Consider the following 24,933-nt stretch of genomic DNA (forward strand, 5'->3'; position numbering starts at 1 on the left):
GCTATGTTTCTCGCGTTTTAGGACTACAATAATGAAAAAAACAACCTTAGATACTATCATCAGCACTGTCGTTGGTAGTAGTATTTTTCTGCCTTTATATGTTCAAGCACAAGATGTGGCATCGTCGTCAGCTCAAGCGACCGATGTTATGTTAGTGACTGCGATCAAGAGAACCGATCCGGTTACCAATTTAGTGACACCTATCGTTGAAATTACCAAGCAAGATATTCTGGCATCTCAAGCAAACACATTGGCTGAAGTATTAAGACAATTGCCAGGCGTGCAGCTTAGCTCTAATGGTGGTTATAACCAACCAAGCCGTATTTATGTACGTGGTAGCAGCGATGTTGTCATTCTATTTAATGGTGTTCGGCTCGGCAGTGCTACGTTAGGGTATTCTGATATTAGTCAGCTTCCGTTAGCTGGTATTGAAAAAATTGAATATTTACGAGGCTCAAGAGCTGCTGTGTATGGCGCCGATGCGAGTGCCGGTGTGATCAATATTATGACACGTGGTAATAACCAAGAAACGACAGGGAGTGTACAAGCGACCGGTGGTTCGAATGGGTATCAAAGTTATACTGCCAGCACCTTTATGGTACCAAGCGATAAAGCTTGGTTAAACATTACTGCACAGTATCAGCATTCAGATGGTTATAACGTTGCTACTTTTGGTGATGATGATCGTGATGGATTGGAGAATAATAACTTCGTGGCAGATTGGGGAGTGCAATTAGATCCAAATTGGTTGATCCGTATGAATGGTTATTATCATCAAGGCCAGACAGAATATGACTATAATCCTGCTTGGGGTGCGAGTGCAGACCAAAATAAGACGGATAACTACAGTATGAATGGGCAAGTTATTTATACTACAGAGCGCTTTGTGTCTAATTTAACCTTAGGTAACAGCCAAGATAAGTCAAAAACACAACATAACGTACCGTCTTCTCAAACAGTAACGCAAAGACAACAAGTGACTTGGCGTAATAATTATCAATTTACTAAAGTGAATAGCGTGGGCTTTGGTGCTGAGTATATTAACGATGATGTGGGGGATTCCGATACTATTTATGACGTGAAAGAGCGTGATAATAAGGCGGCTTACTTAACATTGGGCCATGATGGAGAAGTCGTTCAGCTCGAAGGTAGTGTTCGCTTTGATGACAATGAACAATTTGGTGATAAAACTACATGGCAACTAGGCACTGGTTGGCAATTTGTTGAAGCGTTGCGCTTAACGGCGAACGTTGGCACTGGCTTTAAAGCGCCTACTTTTAATCAGTTGTATTATCCCGGTTTTGCGAATCCTAACTTACAACCTGAAGAGTCAACAAATTATGAAGTTGCTTTAGAGGGGGAACACATCTTTTTAAATTGGCGTTTCGCAGGTTTTTATAACGATGTCGATAACCGTATTAGTTGTCAATCGGCTTTTTCAACTTGTACAAATAACAACCTTATTATTCAAGGTGTCGAATGGGTTGGTAGCTTTAATACAGGTTTGTTAAGCCATCAAGTCTCTTTAGAGTATTTAGATCCAGAAGATAAAGACACAGGTAAAGATGCTATTCGTATCGCCCGAGATAACTTTAAATGGCAAGTAGGTTATCAAGCGGATTCTTGGCAGGCGAATATTAGCTACCTTTATCAAGGTAAGCGATATGACTCTGGCGATGTTCGTCTAGATGGTTATAGCTTGGTGAATCTAGCTGCGAGTTATAAGTTGACCCGTCAGTGGGTTTTATCGGCGCGTATCGACAACTTACTCGATGCCGATTATGAAACGGCTGCCACATACGTTCAACCGGAAAGATCTTACTACGGCTCAATTGCCTATCAATTCTAGGTGTTAGATTTTTTATTACATTAATATAAAGTGTTCATCATGATTGGTGAGCACTTTTTTATTTTGTATGAATATAAACTAAACCAGTTCCGTTATAATCATGAGTCGGTACTTTTGATGTTAAGTAGGTGAAGACGTTGGCCAATATTTTGATTTTTGATTCAGGAGTAGGAGGGCTTTCTGTCTTTCAGGAAATACAGAGTCAATTACCTATGCTGAATTATGTTTATCTATTTGATAACGAAGCGTATCCATATGGGGAGCTAAAACCTGAAATATTAATTTCTCGTGTGACATCTTTGGTGTGCACGATAGTGGAACGCTTAAATATCGATATGGTAGTTATTGCTTGTAATACTGCCAGTACCATTGTGCTGCCGTTTCTACGCCAACAATTGCTTATTCCTATTGTAGGGGTTGTGCCTGCTATTAAACCGGCCGCCTTAATATCAAAAAAAGCGATTGGATTAATTGCTACTCCTGCGACAGTTAATCGGAAGTATACTCATGATTTAATTGATGAGTTTTCACCGTTAATTCCAGTTAAATTACTTGGGACGACTCGATTAGTTATGATGGCAGAAGAAAAGCTAAGAGGAAAAAGGGTTGATATGGCTGAGTTGAAGGGAGTATTAAGCCCATTAATTGGGCAGATTGACGTTGCTGTTTTAGGCTGTACTCATTTTCCATTGTTACATGATGAGATACAAACTGTTTTAGGTCTGGATGTCACTCTGGTTGATTCTGGATTAGCGATAGCAAAAAGAGTCAGAGACTTAGTGCAAGGTAAAATATCGTTATCGAAAATTAAACATTTGGGTGAAGTTCAAAAGCAACATTTTATATACAGCAGTGCCGCTCCCTGGGAAGGCGCGGCACTGAATAAGGGGTTACAACAGTTTGGGTTTAGTCCAGTTCAGACATTCCGCCTTCAGGATGCTTAGGATCATTAGCAACGCGAACTTTTAAAGTTCTTTGCATATAATCTTTTTCATTCAAAGCGGCAATAACTTCGTCGGCATCTGATTCCGCTACGACAACAAAACCGAATCCACGGCGCTTTCCGGTTCTTTTGTCTTTCATCAAACGAACAGCAAAAACTTCACCATGTTCAGAGAAAACTTGGCGCACATTTGATTCATTAGCCTTATAAGGAAGATTTCCAACATAAAGGGTTTGAGTCGATGCTTTCTCTGAATTAGAGCTAGACTGGGTTGACGTTGAAACTGATTGGATAAAAACGGTTGCGACAACACCAATTAAAAAGCTAATAGCTGGGTGAATCGTATTTAACGAGAAAAATAAAGCGGTTCCAAGTACTGCAAGAGCGATGATCATAATAATCGATTTTTTTGAGTTCATATTTGCATACTACATGTTGAATAAAAGAAAGTAAGAATACATCTATATTAATAATAGACATATTGATCTTACGTTTAATAACTAACATTTGCCAACTTATTGCTGTGATACCGCTCAAATGTTTAAATTATAATCATAAAATAATGATTTGGTTTAATTTTAAGCGGTTGATTGTTTTTTTATAAAAAGTACTTGCCAATATGATGAGCTTCTCTATAATGCGCCCTCACTGACACGGAGCACACAGCCTAACGGCGCTGCGAGTCAGAGGTCAAAACCTTCTCAAAAAGGATTAGAAAATAAGTTTCAAAAAGTGTTTGACACCGAAGCTTAAATGACTAAAATGACCGACCTGTTCACTGAGGCGAAAGCCGAAAGAACAACGCTCTTTAACAATTTAAACCTATCAATCTGTGTGGGCACTCGTTGATGATAATCAAAAAGAATTATCAATGAACTGAGTGACCAAATCGATTATTAGTTTACTAATAATTGGCACAGTCAATTCATTATCATTTCCTGCTGGGAAATGGTAATAAACTTTAAAGTTACTTTCTACCTCGGTAGAAATGAGTTTGAAGTCAGTAATCATTGAGCCGATGCGAAAGCATCAACAAAACTTTAATTGAAGAGTTTGATCATGGCTCAGATTGAACGCTGGCGGCAGGCCTAACACATGCAAGTCGAGCGGAAACGAGAAGGTGCTTGCACCTTCGGCGTCGAGCGGCGGACGGGTGAGTAATGCATAGGAAGTTGCCCTAACGAGGGGGATACCAGTTGGAAACGACTGTTAATACCGCATAATCTCCTTTCTGTTAAAGGAAAGAAGCAAAGCGGGGGACCTTCGGGCCTCGCGCGTTAGGATACGCCTATGTGGGATTAGCTAGTTGGTGAGGTAATGGCTCACCAAGGCGACGATCCCTAGCTGGTCTGAGAGGATGATCAGCCACACTGGGACTGAGACACGGCCCAGACTCCTACGGGAGGCAGCAGTGGGGAATATTGCACAATGGGCGAAAGCCTGATGCAGCCATGCCGCGTGTATGAAGAAGGCCTTCGGGTTGTAAAGTACTTTCAGTTGTGAGGAAGGTTTCGTCGTTAATAGCGGCGTTGCTTGACGTTAGCAACAGAAGAAGCACCGGCTAACTCCGTGCCAGCAGCCGCGGTAATACGGAGGGTGCGAGCGTTAATCGGAATTACTGGGCGTAAAGCGCATGCAGGTGGTTTGTTAAGTCAGATGTGAAAGCCCGGGGCTCAACCTCGGAAGGTCATTTGAAACTGGCAAACTAGAGTACTGTAGAGGGGGGTAGAATTTCAGGTGTAGCGGTGAAATGCGTAGAGATCTGAAGGAATACCAGTGGCGAAGGCGGCCCCCTGGACAGATACTGACACTCAGATGCGAAAGCGTGGGGAGCAAACAGGATTAGATACCCTGGTAGTCCACGCCGTAAACGATGTCTACTTGGAGGTTGTGGCCTTGAGCCGTGGCTTTCGGAGCTAACGCGTTAAGTAGACCGCCTGGGGAGTACGGTCGCAAGATTAAAACTCAAATGAATTGACGGGGGCCCGCACAAGCGGTGGAGCATGTGGTTTAATTCGATGCAACGCGAAGAACCTTACCTACTCTTGACATCCAGAGAAACCAGTAGAGATACAGGTGTGCCTTCGGGAACTCTGAGACAGGTGCTGCATGGCTGTCGTCAGCTCGTGTTGTGAAATGTTGGGTTAAGTCCCGCAACGAGCGCAACCCTTATCCTTGTTTGCCAGCGAGTAATGTCGGGAACTCCAGGGAGACTGCCGGTGATAAACCGGAGGAAGGTGGGGACGACGTCAAGTCATCATGGCCCTTACGAGTAGGGCTACACACGTGCTACAATGGCGCATACAGAGGGCAGCGAACTTGCGAAAGTAAGCGAATCCCAAAAAGTGCGTCGTAGTCCGGATTGGAGTCTGCAACTCGACTCCATGAAGTCGGAATCGCTAGTAATCGTGGATCAGAATGCCACGGTGAATACGTTCCCGGGCCTTGTACACACCGCCCGTCACACCATGGGAGTGGGCTGCAAAAGAAGTAGGTAGTTTAACCTTCGGGAGGACGCTTACCACTTTGTGGTTCATGACTGGGGTGAAGTCGTAACAAGGTAGCCCTAGGGGAACCTGGGGCTGGATCACCTCCTTACGAAAGATTTATTATTGATGAGTACCCACACAGATTGATTAGGTTTATATAGAAAAGAGTTTGAAAGCATCCCAATGCTTTCACCGTCCGTGTCCCGTTCGTCTAGAGGCCTAGGACACCGCCCTTTCACGGCGGTAACAGGGGTTCGACTCCCCTACGGGATACCATCTTCTTTAATGAAGATCTGGGTCGTTAGCTCAGTTGGTAGAGCAGTTGACTTTTAATCAATTGGTCGCAGGTTCGAATCCTGCACGACCCACCATTATCTTATTTAGATATATGGGGCTATAGCTCAGCTGGGAGAGCGCCTGCCTTGCACGCAGGAGGTCTGCGGTTCGATCCCGCATAGCTCCACCATTCCTTCCTTAAGGAATTGAAATATTAAGGGCGATTAGCTCAGTTGGGAGAGCACCTGCCTTACAAGCAGGGGGTCACTGGTTCGAGCCCGGTATCGCCCACCACTCTTTAAATGCTTTTACGATGCTTCGCATCCAATAACTACTTTGGATGGGATTCTTTGTCGCCGAAAGTCTTTAAAAAGTGGTTTGTTTGAAAAGAATAAACTCTTGCTCTTTAACAATTTGGAAAGCTGACTAGATAAACATTTACTGTTTATCTTAATAAAAGTTCTCAAATCTTATTGCTTGCAAGTGATGAGTAACAACACACATTCAAGTGTCTTGTATTCTACAAACCAGTAATGGTTTGTTCTATTGAGTCCGGCAAATCGTTTATTTTGGATTACCCTCCAAAATAAACAAAAACTAAACCTTATTTAGTTGACATACATAAAGACCCTTTTGGGTTGTATGGTTAAGTGAATAAGCGTACACGGTGGATGCCTAGGCAGTCAGAGGCGATGAAGGACGTATTAACTTGCGATAAGCGTAGATTAGGCAGTAAAAGCCACTTGAGTCTACGATTTCCGAATGGGGAAACCCACGTGCATAAGCACGTATTATTAACTGAATACATAGGTTAATAAGGCGAACCGGGGGAACTGAAACATCTAAGTACCCCGAGGAAGAGAAATCAACCGAGATTCCGAAAGTAGCGGCGAGCGAAATTGGATTAGCCCTTAAGCTTTATATGCGTCAGGTGAAGGCTCTGGAAAGTGCCGCGATACAGGGTGATAGCCCCGTAACCGACAACGCATACTAAGTGAAAACGAGTAAGGCGGGACACGTGATATCCTGTCTGAACATGGGGGGACCATCCTCCAAGGCTAAATACTCCTGACTGACCGATAGTGAACCAGTACCGTGAGGGAAAGGCGAAAAGAACCCCTGTGAGGGGAGTGAAATAGAACCTGAAACCGTGTACGTACAAGCAGTAGGAGCACCTTCGTGGTGTGACTGCGTACCTTTTGTATAATGGGTCAGCGACTTATATTTAGTAGCAAGGTTAACCGTATAGGGGAGCCGTAGGGAAACCGAGTCTTAACTGGGCGTCGAGTTGCTAGGTATAGACCCGAAACCAGGTGATCTAGCCATGGGCAGGTTGAAGATTGAGTAACATCAATTGGAGGACCGAACCGACTAATGTTGAAAAATTAGCGGATGACTTGTGGCTAGGGGTGAAAGGCCAATCAAACCTGGAGATAGCTGGTTCTCCCCGAAAGCTATTTAGGTAGCGCCTCGGACGAATACTACTGGGGGTAGAGCACTGTTAAGGCTAGGGGGTCATCCCGACTTACCAACCCTTTGCAAACTCCGAATACCAGTAAGTACTATCCGGGAGACACACGGCGGGTGCTAACGTCCGTCGTGGAGAGGGAAACAACCCAGACCGCCAGCTAAGGTCCCAAAGTATAGCTAAGTGGGAAACGATGTGGGAAGGCTCAGACAGCCAGGATGTTGGCTTAGAAGCAGCCATCATTTAAAGAAAGCGTAATAGCTCACTGGTCGAGTCGGCCTGCGCGGAAGATGTAACGGGGCTAAGCTATACACCGAAGCTGCGGCATCCTAGTTTACTAGGATGGGTAGGGGAGCGTTCTGTAAGCCGTTGAAGGTGAACTGAGAAGTTTGCTGGAGGTATCAGAAGTGCGAATGCTGACATGAGTAACGATAAAGGGAGTGAAAAACTCCCTCGCCGGAAGACCAAGGGTTCCTGTCCAACGTTAATCGGGGCAGGGTAAGTCGACCCCTAAGGCGAGGCTGAAAAGCGTAGTCGATGGGAAACGGGTTAATATTCCCGTACTTCTTATAAATGCGATGGGGGGACGGAGAAGGCTAGGTGGGCCTGGCGATGGTTGTCCAGGTTCAAGTGCGTAGGCTAATTTCTTAGGTAAATCCGGGAAATTGTTAGGCTGAGACACGATGTCGAGCTACTACGGTAGTGAAGTCATTGATGCCATGCTTCCAGGAAAAGCCTCTAAGCTTCAGTTTGTAAGAAATCGTACCCCAAACCGACACAGGTGGTCGGGTAGAGAATACCAAGGCGCTTGAGAGAACTCGGGTGAAGGAACTAGGCAAAATGGTACCGTAACTTCGGGAGAAGGTACGCTCTTGTTGGTGATGAGACTTGCTCTCTAAGCTGACGGGAGTCGCAGATACCAGGTGGCTGCAACTGTTTATTAAAAACACAGCACTGTGCAAAATCGTAAGATGACGTATACGGTGTGACGCCTGCCCGGTGCCGGAAGGTTAATTGATGGGGTTATCTTCGGAGAAGCTCTTGATCGAAGCCCCGGTAAACGGCGGCCGTAACTATAACGGTCCTAAGGTAGCGAAATTCCTTGTCGGGTAAGTTCCGACCTGCACGAATGGCGTAATGATGGCCACGCTGTCTCCACCCGAGACTCAGTGAAATTGAAATCGCTGTGAAGATGCAGTGTACCCGCGGCTAGACGGAAAGACCCCGTGAACCTTTACTACAGCTTGGCACTGAACATTGACCCTACATGTGTAGGATAGGTGGGAGACTTTGAAGCATTCACGCCAGTGGATGTGGAGTCAACCTTGAAATACCACCCTTGTAGTGTTGATGTTCTAACTTAGCCCCATTATCTGGGGTGAGGACAGTGCCTGGTGGGTAGTTTGACTGGGGCGGTCTCCTCCCAAAGAGTAACGGAGGAGCACGAAGGTGGGCTAAACACGGTTGGACATCGTGTGGTTAGTGCAATGGCATAAGCCCGCTTGACTGCGAGAATGACAATTCGAGCAGGTGCGAAAGCAGGTCATAGTGATCCGGTGGTTCTGAATGGAAGGGCCATCGCTCAACGGATAAAAGGTACTCCGGGGATAACAGGCTGATACCGCCCAAGAGTTCATATCGACGGCGGTGTTTGGCACCTCGATGTCGGCTCATCACATCCTGGGGCTGAAGTCGGTCCCAAGGGTATGGCTGTTCGCCATTTAAAGTGGTACGCGAGCTGGGTTTAGAACGTCGTGAGACAGTTCGGTCCCTATCTGCCGTGGGCGTTGGAAGATTGAAGGGGGCTGCTCCTAGTACGAGAGGACCGGAGTGGACGAACCTCTGGTGTTCGGGTTGTCATGCCAATGGCATTGCCCGGTAGCTAAGTTCGGAATCGATAAGTGCTGAAAGCATCTAAGCACGAAGCGAGCCCTGAGATGAGTCTTCCCTGGCGCTTTAAGCGTCCTAAAGGGTTGTCGGAGACTACGACGTTGATAGGTTGGGTGTGTAAGCGCTGCGAGGCGTTGAGCTAACCAATACTAATTGCCCGTGAGGCTTAACCATACAACACCTAAAGGGTTTTGTTGTTGGATTTAATAGATATAAGACATACTTGAATGAGTGTGAGAACGAACAGCTTTCCGAATTAAGTTAAACGCTTTTGCGTTTAACCAAAGAATTTGCTTGGCGACCATAGCGCTTTGGACCCACCTGATTCCATGCCGAACTCAGAAGTGAAACGAAGTAGCGCCGATGGTAGTGTGGGGTTTCCCCATGTGAGAGTAGGACATCGCCAGGCTTTAAATTTAGTTTACTGAATAGACACTGCGGAGTGGTAGTTCAGTTGGTTAGAATACCGGCCTGTCACGCCGGGGGTCGCGGGTTCGAGTCCCGTCCACTCCGCCACTTATTTTTAGATGAAAGCCTGATTCGAAAGAGTCAGGCTTTTTTGTTTTTATAGCTAGTGTTAAATAAGGTTGATACTTTCCAAGCTTAAAAATTGGAGAATAACCACTAAATGAATTCAACGAGATTACTCCCTTACTTTTAAATTTACCGTTGTAAACCAAGTAGAAAATGGTGAATTTATTTATGAATTAACTCAAGATAATATGGTATTCAATAGCCGCTTTACGATTTTAACTTGGCTTCGGGGTTGTGGTCGACTAGATTGGTCTAGAGGAATACCTGTATTTATTCAGAAAGGAGGACCAGTTGTGAAGGACATAGATGAGGTATGGTAATGGTTAAAGGATCAGTGGAACCCTAAAATACAAACGCCCAATGATATTGAACTTTAAAGTTAGTTTAATGTACATCGGACGTTTGAATAAAAGTATCAATTCATATTAGACTGGATCTACGTTACTTTAAAATGTTGGTAGTTATAGAGTTTTTAGTTATACCTATTCAATTGATCCTATTATTTAATGCTATAAACTTCATAGAAAGTAATGGATTATCTATTGGGGTGCGCATGTGCAAATAGTTTATAGGATTTGTTTTAACACTCTATCCGCTCTGACGCGCTTTATTTTACGAATCAGTTTTTGAACGCCTTCAGGGTAATGATCTATACATTCTAATTGTTTATAACTTCCAACTAAATGAGTATGTTCTAATATTAAATTGATTTCGTTGTTAAATTTTTCTGTGAGTAAATTTTCAGGATCTTTGATTAGTAACCCATTTTCTAGGTCTAATTTCCATGCCCTTGGGTTAAAATTATTACCAGTAAGTAACATGTATTCTTTATCAACCCACATTCCTTTCAAATGAAAACTGTTATTGCCATGTTTCCAGAGATAAATAGAAAGTTGGCGGCTGGCCATATGTGCCTCATTGATTCTAGCAAACTGGCGCAGGTTCATTTCATACAGGTAAGGTAGGCCTGCAATTGTTTTAAATTTTTCCTCTGGTGGAATATAGAAATCATTGGCTGTTTTATCTCCTACAATAATTGTGACTTTGACGCCCCGTCTAATTGCCCGTTTTACCTCTTTAGCTATGCTATTAGGGAAATTAAAATAAGGAGTTAATATCGTTATTTCTCTTTCTGCACAAGCTATTAGGTTATTGATGTGGAGGTTTAGTTTATTTCGCCTTTTTCCTACACCAACTAACGGTGATATTCCTACTTTTCCGGCTGGAACTACTTCTGAATCAAACTCGTAACTGGATTGAGCTAATTGAGATCTAAATTGTTTAATTTCTAGTTTGATGGATTTTGTCGTCGGCTTGCTTTTTTGTGATAAGCAATTTACCGCAGGATTTAGGCTAATGTATTTTTTTATATAATTCACCATGGTGTTGGCAAGGTTTGAGTTTTGAATTATATGATAGCGATCAAAACGATACTTATTGCTTTGATGTAAATAGATATTATTTAAACTTGCCCCGCTATAAATAACAGTATTATCAATAATAAAGCCTTTTAAATGAAGTACGCCAAAAACTTCTTTACTACGAACAGGGACACCTAAAATGGATATTGGATATTGGTACTTTTTTGCAAATTCTTGATAAAGAGCAGCATTTCCCTCGCTATCTGCCGCACCAATTAACCCACGTTGAGCTCTATGCCAGTCGACGCAAACAGTTACTTCCATTTCAGGATAGCGTTGTTTCGCTTCATAAAGTGCAGTCAATATTTCACGACCAGCTTCGTCATTCTCTAGATATAAAGTGACGATATAGATACGCTGGGATGCTTGTTTGATTTCAGACAATAATCGTTCGCGAAATTTTTGTGCGGTGAATAGCACTTCAAAAGCGTCTGGATCTTGAGCTATGGTTGGTAGCTGTTCGAGTAAGTCCTTACTAGCTATCATATTAATTCATTAACCTTAAATGCTGCCTAAATCATAGGCGTTATTTTATCAAATTATGTAAACATATTCTTATATGGTTGATATCTTATGCCATATCTTGGTATTTGTACTGCATTGGTAGTAGATTCTTACCATTTGATGTATACCGAGAAAATAATTGCTGGAGTGGAGCAGGAAGATCTTCAGTTTTTCTTACTTTAAAGCCTGCGGTTAGGTAAAAATTTTTCAAATGAGGATAGGCAAAACAATAGCAAGAATCTGTTAAGTATCCAGACTGGCAAAATTGTAATAGCTTTTGAGCCACTCCAGAAAGCCTATACTTGGGTATGACTAGCATACCAGTGAGTAAATTAACATTATCTATTGGTCTAAAGCGAACGATAGCGATAATTTCATGCTCAAGGTAACCAACTATAATAGTGTCAGTTTTTTTAGGCTTGGCGGATGGATAAAACGCTTTATATATGGACTTTATTAGCGGCAGTTTTATAGGCTCAAGTTCTTGAAAAGTAAGTTCACTCATTGAAGCACTGTGTTTGTTTAATGGATAAGGTAGAATAGCATAATATAAATTTAGGTGATCAATAGTATGAATGTGAATCGAAATGTAAGCCTTAAGTCTTTCCATACTTTCGGTATTGATGTGCCGTGCGATTTTTTAGTGGAGGCGTCGACAATTAATGAGTTGACCGAAGCTTATCAAAAAACAGAGTGGCTTTTGTTACCCAAATTAGTTTTAGGAAAGGGCAGTAATGTTTTGTTCACGGAACCTTTTCATGGCGTCGTAGTTATTAATGGGTTACTTGGTAAATCAGTCGTTGAATCGGTTGACCATGTTCATTTACATGTTTCCTCGGGTGAAGATTGGCCGGGATTAGTGGAGTGGACTTTAGGGGAAAATATACATGGCTTAGAAAATTTAGCTCTAATTCCGGGTTGCGTAGGCAGTGCACCAATTCAAAATATAGGCGCTTATGGCGTTGAACTAAAAGATATATGTGAATATGTTGAATATCTTAATCTAGAGACATTTACTATTACTCGTTTAATGGCAGAGCAATGTCTATTTGGATATCGAGATTCAATTTTTAAACACCAATTATTAGGAAAAGTGGTTATTGTTGCTGTTGGCTTAAAGCTGCCTAAAAAGTGGCAACCCAATTTATCCTACGGGCCACTAAAAGAAGAAAAAGAGCTTCTAACATCACCAAAATCTGTATTTGAGTATATATGTGATATTCGACGTTCAAAATTACCGGACCCGCTTGTCACTGGTAATGCGGGTAGTTTTTTCAAAAACCCAGTTCTTTCTCTTGAGTGCTTTAATCGGCTTAAAGCTATCTACCCAGAGCTATCGGGCTTTTCTATGCAAGATGGTGGCGTTAAAATTGCAGCTGGTTGGTTAATCGATCGATGTGGATTGAAAGGTTATCAGATTGGTGGGGCTTTAGTGCATCCCCAGCAAGCTTTAGTCCTTGTTAATAGCGGAGGTGCAACACCCAATGATGTACTTGATCTTGCTTGGTTTATTAAACAATCCGTTAAGGATAAGTACGGTGTAGAACTTGAGCACGAAGTTCGATTTTTTGACTCTGAATGTGAGACAAATCTTGATGCTATTTTTTCTGAAAATAATTGTGAATAAGAGGTAATCATGTCTGAAAAAAAAATCAAAGGACATGTTGTGAAGCATCAAATCATGCAGCTATTATCTGATGGTGAATTTCACTCTGGGGAAATGTTGGGGGCTCAATTAGGTATTTCTCGTGCTGCGATTAGCAAGCATGTTAAAGGTATTCAAGAGTGGGGGGTAGATGTTTATCGTGTTCAAGGTAAAGGCTACCAACTGACAGATCCCATTGACTTATTAGACCTCAATATTATTAATCAGGCTTCTATAGGGGAAGTTGAGTTATTTCCTGTAATCGATTCTACGAATCAATACCTTCTCGATAACGTACAACGTTTGAATAATGGTGCCGTTTGTATAGCTGAATATCAAGCTAATGGCCGCGGTCGTCGTGGCCGTCAGTGGATATCACCCTATGGGGCAAATTTGTATTTTTCAATGTATTGGAAGTTAGAATCAGGTGTTGCTGCTGCCATGGGTTTAAGTCTTGCTATTGGTGTTGCAATAGTGGATGCACTTGAATCACTTGGAGCTAAAGATTTAAAACTAAAATGGCCAAATGACTTGTATTATCAAGATAAAAAATTAGCGGGTATTCTTGTTGAAATGTCTGGGCAAACTGGAGGTGTTGCTCACCTTGTTATTGGAATGGGGTTGAATATTAATATGAATAGAGAGTCATCTGTTATTGATCAACCATGGTCCAATTTGTCACATGTATTTGATGGGAATATGCCATCAAGAAATAACGTGGTTATCGCTTTAATTGCAGGGTGGGTGAAGGTGCTAGAGCAATACGAATTACAAGGAATGACAAGCTTTGTTAAACGATGGAATGAACTTGATAACTTTAAAGATAAACCCATTAAGTTACTGATAGGAAATAAAGAAGTTTTTGGTATTGGTAAAGGTATTACTGAGCAGGGCGCGGTTAAAATAGAGACGATTAATGGGATTGAAACTTATATTGGTGGTGAAATTTCATTACGTAAAGTGGAATAAATGATAACCGATCATTAATAATGTGCTTTATTTACGGAGTAATACTTCCTCAACCATGTGTTTATTACCTTTTCGTAAGATTAACTGAGCTTTATCCCGTGTAGGTAATATATTTTGCTCAAGATTTACTCCATTTATTGATTGCCAGATATTTTGCGCTTTATCGATAGATTCTTGCTCTGTTAACTTTGTGTAATGGCTGAAATAAGACCCTGGTTTAGTGAAAGCTCCTTTGCGTAACTTCATAAATCGAGATACGTACCATTCTTTAATTTTCTGAGTTTCAGCATCAACATAAATAGAGAAATCTAAAAAATCTGAGATAAACACTTTAAAAGGGTTATCCGGGTAATCGCTGCCACTTTGTAAAACGTTTAATCCTTCAATGATAAGTACATCGGGTTGGTCAACAATTTTCACTTCATCAGTAACGTTGTAGGTGATATGTGAATAGATAGGAACTTCAATATTTCGTCGACACGCTTTTACATCACTTAAAAATTCAACCAATGCTTTTGTATCATAAGATTCAGGAAACCCCTTTCTTGCCATTAAATTGTTCGTAATTAATTTTTCATTTGGATGAAGGAATCCATCTGTTGTAATTAATTCAACTTTAGGGTGATTCTCCCATCGAGATAATAGGGCTTTAAGTAAGCGAGCTGTTGTGCTTTTTCCTACTGCAACACTACCGGCAATTCCAATAATAAAAGGAGGCGATTTCTCTTCTTTATTAAAAAATTGATGAAGAACTTGGTTGCGGCTTTGTCTTGCTGCGACATATAAATTAAGTAAGCGAGAAAGAGGAAGATATATTTCCGTCACTTCATCCATAGAAAGATTTTCATTAATTCCCTGTAGCTCTGTCAAATCATCAGGAGTCAGAGTCATTGGAACTGAATTACGTAATTCAGACCATTGAATTCGGTTGTATGACAGGTATGGGTTCATAAAAGACTCGAAAATCACCAAAAAGGATGTGGGAAGATACACCATGCTCGCTTGATTTCAAATAACAGTTAAGTGACTTTCGTAGTAAATTGAGGTTTTTTTGCTGTATTTCTGCTCAAAAGACAATTCCACTATTGAAAATAGTGGTTTTTTGCATTTTACCCTTGCAAGCTTTAATAACATTCAATAGAATTCGCACCACTTGCGCCGACTTAGCTCAGTAGGTAGAGCAACTGACTTGTAATCAGTAGGTCACCAGTTCGATTCCGGTAGTCGGCACCATTTGTTTATTTTTAAGTAAATGGTATGCAAAAAAATTTGGAGGGGTTCCCGAGTGGCCAAAGGGAGCAGACTGTAAATCTGCCGGCTCCGCCTTCGATGGTTCGAATCCGTCCCCCTCCACCATATTTATCAAACGGTTTTTCCTGTTTGATGGATAAATTGCATTAAATGCAGTGTTAATAAAAGATGCGTGCGTCGTATAATGGCTATTACCTCAGCCTTCCAAGCTGATGATGCGGGTTCGATTCCCGCCGCACGCTCCAAGAGTTGCATTTTTTTAAAACAAATCAGTGCTGATATAGCTCAGCCCGGTAGAGCGCACCCTTGGTAAGGGTGAGGTCCCCAGTTCGAGTCTGGGTATCAGCACCAGTTTTAAGCAATATTTTCCGATTGAGATACACTTACTTTACTAAAAAGTAATATTATTTTTTGGTTACGTGGTCATCAAAGCCACCAAATCCGTACCTAGAGGGACTATCCATGTCTAAAGAAAAATTTGAACGTACGAAACCGCACGTAAACGTTGGTACTATCGGCCACGTTGACCACGGTAAAACAACTCTTACTGCTGCTATCTGTACTACACTTGCAAAAGTGTACGGTGGTGTTGCTAAAGACTTCGCATCTATCGATAACGCTCCAGAAGAGCGCGAGCGTGGTATCACAATCGCAACTTCTCACGTTGAGTACGATACTCCAGCGCGTCACTACGCACACGTAGACTGCCCAGGACACGCCGATTATGTTAAAAACATGATCACTGGTGCTGCTCAAATGGACGGTGGTATCCTAGTTGTTGCTGCAACTGATGGTCCAATGCCACAAACTCGTGAGCACATCCTACTTGGTCGTCAGGTTGGTATTCCTTACATCATCGTATTCATGAACAAATGTGACATGGTTGATGATGAAGAGCTTCTAGAGCTAGTAGAAATGGAAGTTCGTGAACTTCTTTGCGAATACGATTACCCAGGTGATGATTTACCAGTAATCCAAGGTTCAGCTCTTGGCGCACTAAATGGTGAAGAGCAATGGGAAGCGAAAATTGTTGAGCTTGCAGAAGCACTAGACAACTACATCCCAGAGCCAGAGCGTGCAGTAGACCAACCATTCCTACTACCAATTGAAGATGTATTCTCAATTCAAGGTCGTGGTACAGTGGTAACGGGTCGTATCGAGCGCGGTATCTTACGCGTAGGTGACGAAGTAGAAATCGTTGGTATCAAAGATACAACTCTTACTACTTGTACTGGTGTTGAAATGTTCCGTAAACTGCTTGACGAAGGTCGTGCAGGTGAGAACGTTGGTGCACTTCTACGTGGTACTAAGCGTGATGACGTTGAACGTGGTCAAGTATTGGCTGCTAAAGGTTCAATTAACCCACACACAACTTTTGAATCAGAAGTTTATGTTCTTTCAAAAGACGAAGGCGGACGTCACACTCCATTCTTCAAAGGTTACCGTCCACAGTTTTACTTCCGTACAACGGACGTAACTGGCGACATTCAATTGCCAGAAGGCGTTGAAATGGTAATGCCTGGCGATAACGTACAAATGATCGTAACGCTAATCGCTCCAATCGCGATGGATGAAGGTCTACGTTTCGCAATCCGTGAAGGTGGCCGTACAGTTGGTGCTGGTGTTGTTGCGAAAGTTATCGCTTAATTAGCCAAACTTTAAGTTTAAATACGAATTGTATTTGACTAACGACTATCAAAAAGGGCATCATTTGATGCCCTTTTTCTACACTGAATAAAATTAAGGCGCTTTTGCGCTGATTTTAGCAATATTTCAGTAAAGAATTGTATTAGATGTTTATCTAATTTATTTAGTTCATGGCTTGTCATGAGACTAATGAGTTAGCCCTGCAATAGCGGGGTTATTGTCGTTTAAGTAAAACTTTTCACAGGTTTGTATATGAAAGCCAATGTTGAAACTCATGAGAGCTCAAAAGCGGCAGATGCTTTTAAGTGGTTTATCACTTTTGCTCTGCTAGCTACTGCTGTTGTGGGGAATTCCCTATATGGTGAAATGTCTGTTGCCATTCGAGCAGCAGCCGTTGTTATTTTAATCGCGGCCGCTTTAGGTGTTGCAGCGTTAACAACGAAAGGTAAAGCTACGATAACATTTGCTCGAGAAGCAAAGCTTGAGGTCCGTAAAGTTGTTTGGCCAACTCGCCAAGAAACCATACAAACCACATTTATCGTATTAGCCGTAAGTATTGTAATGGCTCTATTGCTATGGGGAATTGACGGCATTATGGTTCGTCTAATTGCTCTAGCAACTGGGGTGTAAGGGGTTTTAAGCATGAGTGAAGCACCAAAAAAACGCTGGTATGTCGTTCAAGCCTTTTCTGGTTTTGAAGGTCGTGTTGCACAATCTCTTCGTGAGTATATTAAAATGCACGAAATGGAAGATTTTTTCGGTGACGTTTTAGTCCCTACTGAAGAAGTTGTTGAAATGCGTGCTGGTCAGCGTCGTAAGAGTGAGCGTAAATTTTTCCCAGGCTATGTATTAGTTCAAATGGTGATGAATGACGAATCATGGCACTTAGTGCGCAGTATTCCGCGTGTTATGGGCTTTATTGGTGGGACCTCCGATCGCCCTGCTCCTATTTCGGATAAAGAAGCTGATGCTATTTTAAACCGTTTAGAGCAAGCGAGTGAAGCTCCAAGGCCTAAAACTTTATTTGAAGCAGGTGAAGTGGTGCGTGTTACAGAGGGCCCATTTGCTGACTTTAATGGTACGGTTGAGCAAGTTGACTATGAAAAAAGCCGCTTAAAAGTGTCAGTATCGATCTTTGGTCGTGCTACGCCAGTTGAGCTTGAGTTCAGTCAAGTTGAAAAGGCAGACTAATACGTTTGCTTAATAAAGCATCAAAAGACTTGTTTTTGGTGTGAAATTTGACTATAATTTCGCGCCTTTTTACAGGTATTAATGTAAAGCTAGCGGGGAGCTGATCGGTTGATTAGCGTTTGTACCCAAAAATTAGGAATTAAAATGGCTAAGAAAGTAGAAGCTTATATCAAACTGCAAGTTGCAGCTGGTATGGCGAATCCAAGTCCACCAGTTGGTCCTGCATTAGGTCAACACGGTGTAAACATCATGGAATTCTGTAAAGCATTTAACGCAAAAACAGAATCTCTTGAGAAAGGTCTTCCAACACCAGTTGTTATCTCTGTATACAATGACCGTTCTTTCACATTTGTAACTAAGACTCCACCTGCTGCTGTTCTTCTTAAGAAAGCTGCTGGCGTTAAGTCTGGTTCTGGCCGTCCAAATACTGAGAAAGTTGGTACAATTACTGATGCTCAGATTCAAGAGATTGCTGAAACTAAAGCTGCAGATATGACTGGCGCAGACATCGAAGCGATGAAGCGTTCTATCGCGGGTACTGCTCGTTCAATGGGCCTAGTGGTAGAAGGATAAGATCATGGCAAAACTTACTAAGCGTATGAAAACTATCCGCTCTAAAGTGGAAGTGACAAAAGAATACGAAATCAATGAAGCGGTAGCTCTTCTTAAAGAATTAGCAACTGCAAAATTCGTAGAAAGCGTTGACGTTGCTGTTAATCTTGGCATCGATGCTCGTAAATCAGACCAAAACGTTCGTGGCGCAACGGTACTTCCACATGGTACAGGCCGTGACATCCGCGTTGCAGTGTTCACTCAAGGTGCAAACGCTGAAGCAGCTAAAGAAGCTGGCGCAGATATTGTTGGTATGGAAGATCTTGCTGAGCTAGTTAAGAAAGGCGAAATGAACTTTGACGTTGTTGTTGCTTCTCCAGATGCAATGCGCGTTGTTGGTCAATTAGGTACTATCTTAGGTCCTCGTGGTCTAATGCCAAATCCTAAAGTTGGCACTGTAACACCTAATGTTGCTCAAGCAGTTAAAAATGCTAAAGCTGGTCAGGTTCGTTACCGTAATGACAAAAATGGCATAATTCACACTACTATTGGTAAAGTTTCTTTTGAATCTAACCAGCTACAAGAGAACTTAGAAGCTCTTTTAGTTGCTCTTAAGAAAGCAAAACCATCTTCAGCGAAAGGTACTTTCCTGAAGAAAGTAAGCATCTCTACCACTATGGGTGCTGGTGTGACGGTTGATCAAGCTAGTTTGAATACTCAAGCAGTTTAATTAATTTGCTTAGGCGTAAAATTTGTGTATAATTTTGCGCCTAATTCATGGTTGGAGTGTTGCTTGTTTTGTCTGATTCTTTTTGGAAAAAGACAGGAAAAATGATGCTTTCATCCAAGACCGTAGGCGTTTTATTCATTTTTATGAATAAAACTTAATTATACCTACGTAGATGGTGCCCGAACGGATGGTTGTATTTCATTAGAGATATTCATTTGGGAATGCACCGTAAGAACATTCATTAAATAATTAGTGAATGGTGTAACTACAACCAGGAGTAAATCCAAATGGCTTTAAATCTTCAAGACAAACAAGCAATTGTTGCTGAAGTTAACGAAGCAGCCAATGGTGCACTTTCTGCAGTTGTTGCTGACTCTCGTGGCGTTGCTGTTGGCGCGATGACTTCTCTACGTAAACAAGCTCGTGAAGCGGGTGTTTACTTGAAAGTTGTTCGTAACACATTGGCTCGTCGTGCGGTAGTTGGCACAGACTACGAATGTCTAACAGAGGTATTCGTTGGTCCTACTTTGATCGGTTTCTCTAATGAGCACCCTGGTGCTGCTGCGCGTCTTTTTAAAGACTTTGCAAAAGAGAACAAAAAATTTGAGATCAAAGCTGCTGCATTTGAAGGCGCATTAGCTGACGCTGATGTACTAGCGACACTACCTACTTACGACGAAGCAATTGCACGCTTAATGATGTGCATGAAAGAAGCTTCTGCTGGCAAGTTGGTACGTACTATCGCTGCTGTTCGTGATCAAAAACAAGAAGTTGCGGCATAAGCCCACACTTATTTCTGATTACCATATAAACTTATTGTTAACTTTAAAAGAGAATTGTTATGTCTATTACTAACGAGCAAATCCTAGACGCAGTTGCAGAAATGTCTGTAATGCAAGTTGTTGAGCTTATCGAAGCTATGGAAGAAAAATTCGGCGTATCTGCTGCTGCTGCTGTTGTTGCTGGCGGTGCTGCTGCTGAAGCGGCTGAAGAGCAATCTGAATTCGACGTAATTCTAACTTCTGCTGGCGCAAACAAAGTATCTGTAATTAAAGCGGTACGTGGCGCTACAGGTCTTGGCCTGAAAGAAGCTAAAGGTTTAGTTGATAGTGCACCTGCAGCTATCAAAGAAGCTGCTTCTAAAGAAGAAGCTGAAGCTCTTAAAGCACAACTAGAAGAAGCTGGTGCTTCTGTTGAAATTAAGTAATTTTTACTTAGTTTCTTAGCCGTAAGGCTAATGGCTGGTGGTTAATTAACCACCAGCCTTTTTGCGCTGTAGGGTATAGGCTAATTTTCCCGCTGTTTAGGCGTCTATATTCAAGCAAAAAACACTTCTAAGGTTCTGCTGAAATGTACTTTCAGATGAGGTTAGAGTGTCCAGTAAAACAGTGTTGTTAGTCACTGTCCTCCGTTTTATCAATGTAATTGATATCAACGAGTCTTGGGCAGTTTGGGTCACTTATCAGCTAGCTGAGGAACCCCATGGTTTACTCTTACACCGAGAAAAAGCGCATCCGTAAGGATTTTGGTAAGCGTCCACAAGTTTTGGACGTTCCATATTTGCTATCGATCCAGCTCGATTCATTCGACAAGTTCATTGAACAGGATCCAGAAGGCCAATATGGTCTTGAAGCTGCCTTTCGTTCTGTTTTTCCAATTCAGAGCTATAACGGCAATTCTGAGCTGCAATACGTTAGCTACCGTCTTGGTGAGCCAGTATTTGATGTTAAAGAATGTCAAATACGTGGTGTCACTTATTCGAAACCGCTACGCGTTAAACTGCGCTTAGTCGTTTTTGATAAAGACGCACCAGCAGGTACCGTAAAAGATATTAAAGAACAAGAAGTCTACATGGGTGAAATTCCTCTCATGACAGACAATGGCACCTTCGTAATCAATGGTACTGAGAGGGTTATCGTATCCCAGTTGCACCGAAGCCCAGGCGTGTTCTTCGACAGCGATAAGGGTAAAACCCATTCTTCAGGTAAAGTGCTTTATAATGCACGAGTTATTCCTTATCGCGGCTCATGGTTAGACTTTGAGTTTGATCCTAAGGATAACTTGTACGTTCGTATCGATCGTCGTCGTAAACTACCTGCATCTATCATTTTACGTGCTTTGCATAAAACAACAGAAGAAATCTTAGATATCTTTTTTGAAAAAGTACGCTTTGAAGTGAAAGATCAAACTCTATTAATGGAGTTGGTACCAGATCGTCTACGTGGTGAAACGGCATCATTTGATATTGAATCAAATGGTACTGTTTACGTTGAAGCTGGTCGCCGTGTTACAGCTCGTCATATTCGTAACCTAGAAAAAGACGGTGTCGAATTCATTGAAGTGCCAGTGGAGTACATCGTTGGGAAAGTTGCATCGAAAGATTACATCGATGAAGCAACTGGCGAAGTGATTGTCTCAGCGAACCAAGAAATTTCTTTAGAAGCATTAGCGAACCTTTCTCAAGCTGGTTATAAAAAGCTTGAAGTTCTGTTTACTAATGACTTAGACCATGGCCCATTTATGTCTGACACTTTACGTGTTGACAGTACAACCGATCGTATTTCTGCATTAGTAGAAATCTATCGCATGATGCGCCCTGGCGAGCCACCAACAAAAGAAGCTGCTGAATCACTATTTAATAGTTTATTCTTTGCTGAAGAGCGTTATGACTTATCGACTGTTGGTCGTATGAAGTTTAATAGCTCTATTGAACGTGAAGGCGCACAAGAGCAAGGTATCCTCGATGAAACGGATATCATTGCAGTAATGAAAAAGCTGATCGGTATCCGTAACGGTATTGGTGAGGTCGATGATATTGATCACCTTGGTAACCGTCGTATCCGCAGCGTTGGTGAAATGGCTGAAAACCAATTCCGAGTTGGTCTAGTCCGTGTTGAACGTGCAGTAAAAGAACGCCTAAGTCTTGGTGATTTAGATGCGATTATGCCTCAAGATCTTATCAATGCTAAGCCGATTTCAGCAGCAGTGAAAGAGTTCTTTGGCTCATCACAGCTTTCTCAATTTATGGATCAGAACAACCCGTTGTCGGAAGTGACGCATAAGCGTCGTATTTCTGCTTTAGGTCCTGGCGGTTTGACACGTGAGCGTGCCGGCTTTGAAGTACGTGATGTTCACGTAACTCACTACGGTCGTCTATGTCCAATCGAAACGCCAGAAGGTCCAAACATCGGTTTGATCAACTCATTATCAGCGTTTGCTCGTTGTAATGAATACGGTTTCCTTGAGACTCCGTACCGTCGCGTTGTTGATGGTGTTGTAACCGAAGAAGTGGATTACCTTTCTGCTATTGAAGAAGGTCAGTTTGTTATCGCTCAGGCGAACGCACACTTGACTGAAACCAGCACATTTGCTGAAGAGCTGATCACAGCTCGTCAAAAAGGTGAATCTGGTCTTCACCCGCGTGACCATGTTAACTACATGGACGTGGCAACAAACCAAGTAGTATCTATCGCTGCCTCGCTTATCCCGTTCCTAGAACACGATGATGCGAACCGTGCATTGATGGGTGCGAACATGCAACGCCAAGCGGTTCCTACATTACGCGCTGATAAGCCGTTAGTAGGTACTGGTATTGAGCGTAATGTGGCGGTCGATTCAGGTGTTACAGCGGTCGCGAAACGTGGCGGTACAGTTCAATCTGTTGATGCTTCTCGTATCGTAGTAAAAGTTAATGAAGATGAATTAGTACCTGGCGAAGCTGGTATCGATATCTATAACTTAACTAAATACACTCGTTCTAACCAAAACACATGTATTAACCAACGCCCAACCGTATTGCCTGGTGAACGCTGTGCACGCGGTGATGTTATTGCTGATGGTCCTTCAACTGACCTTGGTGAGTTAGCGCTTGGCCAAAACATGCGTATCGCATTTATGCCTTGGAATGGTTACAACTTCGAAGATTCCATCTTGGTTTCTGAGCGTGTTGTTCAAGAAGACCGTTTCACTACGATTCACATTCAAGAACTGTCTTGTGTGGCTCGTGATACCAAGCTTGGTAGCGAAGAAATTACCGCTGATATTCCAAACGTAGGTGAGTCTGCTCTGTCTAAACTAGATGAGTCAGGTATTGTTTACATTGGTGCTGAAGTGAAAGGTGGTGACATTCTAGTTGGTAAAGTAACGCCTAAAGGTGAAACGCAACTGACTCCTGAAGAGAAGCTTCTACGAGCTATCTTCGGTGAAAAAGCATCGGATGTTAAAGATACATCGCTACGTGTACCAAACTCTGTTTCTGGTACGATCATTGATGTTCAAGTCTTTACTCGCGATGGCGTAGAAAAAGACAAGCGTGCGCTTGAAATTGAACAAATGCAGCTTAAAGAAGCGAAGAAAGATTTGACTGAAGAGTTTCAAATCTTAGAAGGCGGTCTATTGGCTCGTGTTCGCTCATTGCTTCTATCTGGTGGCTTCTCTGAAGCAAGGCTGGATGCGATTGATCGTAAGCAATGGTTAGTTCAAACACTGGAAGATGACACTCTTCAATCTCAGCTTGAACAACTTGCTGAACAGTGGGATGAGATCAAAGCTGACTTTGATAAGAAGTTTGAAACTAAACGTCGTAAGATCACTCAAGGTGATGATCTTGCACCGGGCGTACTGAAGATTGTTAAGGTTTACTTAGCCGTTAAACGTCGTATTCAACCTGGTGATAAGATGGCGGGTCGTCATGGTAACAAGGGTGTTATCTCTAAGATTAACCCTGTTGAAGACATGCCTTATGATGAAAAAGGTCAACCTGTTGATATCGTGTTAAACCCACTGGGTGTACCTTCACGTATGAACATCGGTCAGATCTTAGAAGTACACTTAGGTCTTGCTGCCAAAGGTATTGGTGACAAGATTAATCAGATGGTTAAAGAGCAACAAGAGCTTGCTAAGTTCCGTACGTTCTTACAAAAAGTTTATGACTTGGGTGATACCCGCCAAGAAGTAAATATTGCTGAATTGTCTGATGATGAAGTTCGTACTCTGATCGGAAACTTGCGTGGCGGTCTACCGATCGCAACACCAGTATTCGATGGTGCAAATGAACCAGCAATTAAAGAATTGCTTGCGCTTGCCGACCTTCCTGTATCGGGTCAATTAGACCTATACGATGGTCGCACTGGTGATAAGTTTGAACGTCCTGTAACTGTCGGTTACATGTACATGTTGAAACTGAACCACTTGGTTGATGACAAAATGCACGCACGTTCTACTGGCTCTTACAGCCTAGTAACTCAGCAACCACTTGGTGGTAAAGCTCAGTTCGGTGGCCAGCGTTTCGGTGAGATGGAAGTATGGGCACTAGAAGCATACGGTGCTGCTTACACGCTTCAAGAAATGCTAACTGTTAAATCTGATGATGTGAACGGTCGTACTAAGATGTATAAAAACATCGTAGATGGCGATCACAGCATGGAGCCTGGCATGCCAGAATCGTTCAACGTATTGTTGAAAGAGATTCGTTCGCTAGGTATTAACATCGAGCTAGAAGACGAAGAGTAATTATTATTTATAGAAATGCCGTTGCGATATTAAAAGCAACGGCGGCTATTGATAACAAAGAAC

At 42.3% G+C, this 24,933-nt stretch carries 16 protein-coding genes, 9 tRNA genes and 3 rRNA genes; 24 read left to right on the forward strand and 4 right to left on the reverse strand.

The features are described 5' to 3' along the window. Positions 1–31: 31 nt before the first annotated feature. Both VCASEI_RS00280 and murI read left to right on the forward strand, forming a co-directional pair. Positions 32–1,849: a TonB-dependent receptor domain-containing protein gene (locus tag VCASEI_RS00280; RefSeq protein WP_089110377.1), complete on the forward strand. Its 1,818-nt coding sequence runs from the start codon at positions 32–34 to the stop codon at positions 1,847–1,849. 137 nt (positions 1,850–1,986) lie between these two features. After that, entirely contained in the window at positions 1,987–2,793 is an 807-nt protein-coding gene (gene murI, locus VCASEI_RS00285; protein ID WP_086958998.1) for a glutamate racemase, read from the forward strand. On the opposite strand, the gene VCASEI_RS00290 is transcribed toward murI, so the two are convergent. Further along, a complete protein-coding gene (locus VCASEI_RS00290; RefSeq protein WP_086958996.1) occupies positions 2,756–3,211 on the reverse strand; it encodes an RNA recognition motif domain-containing protein in 456 nt (151 codons plus the stop codon). The two genes, murI and VCASEI_RS00290, sit on opposite strands and share 38 nt — an antisense overlap. Positions 3,212–3,833: 622 nt before the next feature. Here VCASEI_RS00290 and VCASEI_RS00295 point away from each other — a divergent pair. From VCASEI_RS00295 to VCASEI_RS00330, 8 genes are all read left to right on the forward strand, one after another. Continuing rightward, positions 3,834–5,390 (forward strand): 16S ribosomal RNA (locus VCASEI_RS00295). 91 nt (positions 5,391–5,481) lie between these two features. Next, a tRNA-Glu gene (locus VCASEI_RS00300) sits at positions 5,482–5,557 on the forward strand. Between the two features lie 19 nt (positions 5,558–5,576). After that, positions 5,577–5,652, forward strand: a tRNA-Lys gene (locus VCASEI_RS00305). A 19-nt stretch (positions 5,653–5,671) separates the two neighbouring features. Next, a tRNA-Ala gene (locus VCASEI_RS00310) sits at positions 5,672–5,747 on the forward strand. Positions 5,748–5,775: 28 nt separating this feature from the next. Further along, positions 5,776–5,851: transfer RNA gene (locus VCASEI_RS00315), tRNA-Val, on the forward strand. A gap of 350 nt (positions 5,852–6,201) precedes the next feature. Further along, positions 6,202–9,089, forward strand: a 23S ribosomal RNA gene (locus tag VCASEI_RS00320). 119 nt (positions 9,090–9,208) lie between these two features. Further along, a 5S ribosomal RNA gene (gene rrf / locus VCASEI_RS00325) occupies positions 9,209–9,324 on the forward strand. Together the 16S, 23S and 5S rRNA genes with 5 tRNA genes alongside form the textbook arrangement of a ribosomal RNA operon. A gap of 30 nt (positions 9,325–9,354) precedes the next feature. Continuing rightward, positions 9,355–9,431 (forward strand) — tRNA-Asp (locus VCASEI_RS00330). 584 nt (positions 9,432–10,015) lie between these two features. Here the strand turns inward: VCASEI_RS00330 and pssA are convergent. Next, positions 10,016–11,356: a CDP-diacylglycerol--serine O-phosphatidyltransferase gene (gene pssA, locus VCASEI_RS00335; protein WP_110957748.1), complete on the reverse strand. Its 1,341-nt coding sequence runs from the start codon at positions 11,354–11,356 to the stop codon at positions 10,016–10,018. An 85-nt stretch (positions 11,357–11,441) separates the two neighbouring features. After that, positions 11,442–11,879 (reverse strand): GNAT family N-acetyltransferase, encoded by a 438-nt coding sequence (locus VCASEI_RS00340; RefSeq protein ID WP_086962484.1) that lies wholly within the window; start codon positions 11,877–11,879, stop codon positions 11,442–11,444. A gap of 66 nt (positions 11,880–11,945) precedes the next feature. On the opposite strand from VCASEI_RS00340, the gene murB reads away from it, so the two are divergent. Continuing rightward, positions 11,946–13,001 (forward strand): UDP-N-acetylmuramate dehydrogenase, encoded by a 1,056-nt coding sequence (murB, locus tag VCASEI_RS00345; protein ID WP_086962482.1) that lies wholly within the window; start codon positions 11,946–11,948, stop codon positions 12,999–13,001. A gap of 24 nt (positions 13,002–13,025) precedes the next feature. Further along, positions 13,026–13,988 carry a bifunctional biotin--[acetyl-CoA-carboxylase] ligase/biotin operon repressor BirA gene (gene birA, locus VCASEI_RS00350; RefSeq protein WP_086962487.1) on the forward strand — a complete coding sequence of 321 codons (963 nt, stop codon included), beginning with the start codon at positions 13,026–13,028 and terminating at the stop codon, positions 13,986–13,988. A gap of 27 nt (positions 13,989–14,015) precedes the next feature. On the opposite strand, the gene coaA is transcribed toward birA, so the two are convergent. Further along, a complete protein-coding gene (coaA, locus tag VCASEI_RS00355; RefSeq protein WP_086962480.1) occupies positions 14,016–14,939 on the reverse strand; it encodes a type I pantothenate kinase in 924 nt (307 codons plus the stop codon). 206 nt (positions 14,940–15,145) lie between these two features. On the opposite strand from coaA, the gene VCASEI_RS00360 reads away from it, so the two are divergent. From VCASEI_RS00360 to rpoB, 12 genes are all read left to right on the forward strand, one after another. Continuing rightward, positions 15,146–15,221 (forward strand) — tRNA-Thr (locus VCASEI_RS00360). 38 nt (positions 15,222–15,259) lie between these two features. Beyond that, positions 15,260–15,344, forward strand: a tRNA-Tyr gene (locus VCASEI_RS00365). Between the two features lie 65 nt (positions 15,345–15,409). Continuing rightward, positions 15,410–15,484, forward strand: a tRNA-Gly gene (locus VCASEI_RS00370). A gap of 29 nt (positions 15,485–15,513) precedes the next feature. Next, a tRNA-Thr gene (locus VCASEI_RS00375) sits at positions 15,514–15,590 on the forward strand. Between the two features lie 111 nt (positions 15,591–15,701). Then, a complete protein-coding gene (tuf, locus tag VCASEI_RS00380; protein ID WP_110957749.1) occupies positions 15,702–16,886 on the forward strand; it encodes an elongation factor Tu in 1,185 nt (394 codons plus the stop codon). Between the two features lie 252 nt (positions 16,887–17,138). Then, complete coding sequence (secE, locus tag VCASEI_RS00385; protein WP_086962441.1) at positions 17,139–17,516, forward strand: preprotein translocase subunit SecE; 378 nt, start codon at positions 17,139–17,141, stop codon at positions 17,514–17,516. A 12-nt stretch (positions 17,517–17,528) separates the two neighbouring features. Continuing rightward, positions 17,529–18,077, forward strand: a complete 549-nt coding sequence (gene nusG / locus VCASEI_RS00390) for a transcription termination/antitermination protein NusG (RefSeq protein ID WP_086962439.1) — start codon at positions 17,529–17,531, stop codon at positions 18,075–18,077. 144 nt (positions 18,078–18,221) lie between these two features. Next, entirely contained in the window at positions 18,222–18,650 is a 429-nt protein-coding gene (gene rplK, locus VCASEI_RS00395) for a 50S ribosomal protein L11 (protein WP_086962438.1), read from the forward strand. Between the two features lie 4 nt (positions 18,651–18,654). Continuing rightward, complete coding sequence (gene rplA / locus VCASEI_RS00400) at positions 18,655–19,359, forward strand: 50S ribosomal protein L1 (protein ID WP_086962436.1); 705 nt, start codon at positions 18,655–18,657, stop codon at positions 19,357–19,359. 287 nt (positions 19,360–19,646) lie between these two features. Then, on the forward strand, positions 19,647–20,141 hold the full coding sequence (gene rplJ / locus VCASEI_RS00405) for a 50S ribosomal protein L10 (RefSeq protein ID WP_086962434.1): 495 nt from the start codon (positions 19,647–19,649) through the stop codon (positions 20,139–20,141). A 59-nt stretch (positions 20,142–20,200) separates the two neighbouring features. Next, positions 20,201–20,566 (forward strand): 50S ribosomal protein L7/L12, encoded by a 366-nt coding sequence (gene rplL / locus VCASEI_RS00410; RefSeq protein WP_086962433.1) that lies wholly within the window; start codon positions 20,201–20,203, stop codon positions 20,564–20,566. A gap of 275 nt (positions 20,567–20,841) precedes the next feature. Beyond that, positions 20,842–24,870, forward strand: coding sequence for a DNA-directed RNA polymerase subunit beta (rpoB, locus tag VCASEI_RS00415; RefSeq protein ID WP_086962431.1), 4,029 nt, complete (start codon positions 20,842–20,844; stop codon positions 24,868–24,870). The last annotated feature ends 63 nt before the right edge of the window (positions 24,871–24,933 follow it).

The sequence above is a fragment of the Vibrio casei genome, assembly GCF_002218025.2.
Taxonomy (GTDB): domain Bacteria; phylum Pseudomonadota; class Gammaproteobacteria; order Enterobacterales; family Vibrionaceae; genus Vibrio; species Vibrio casei.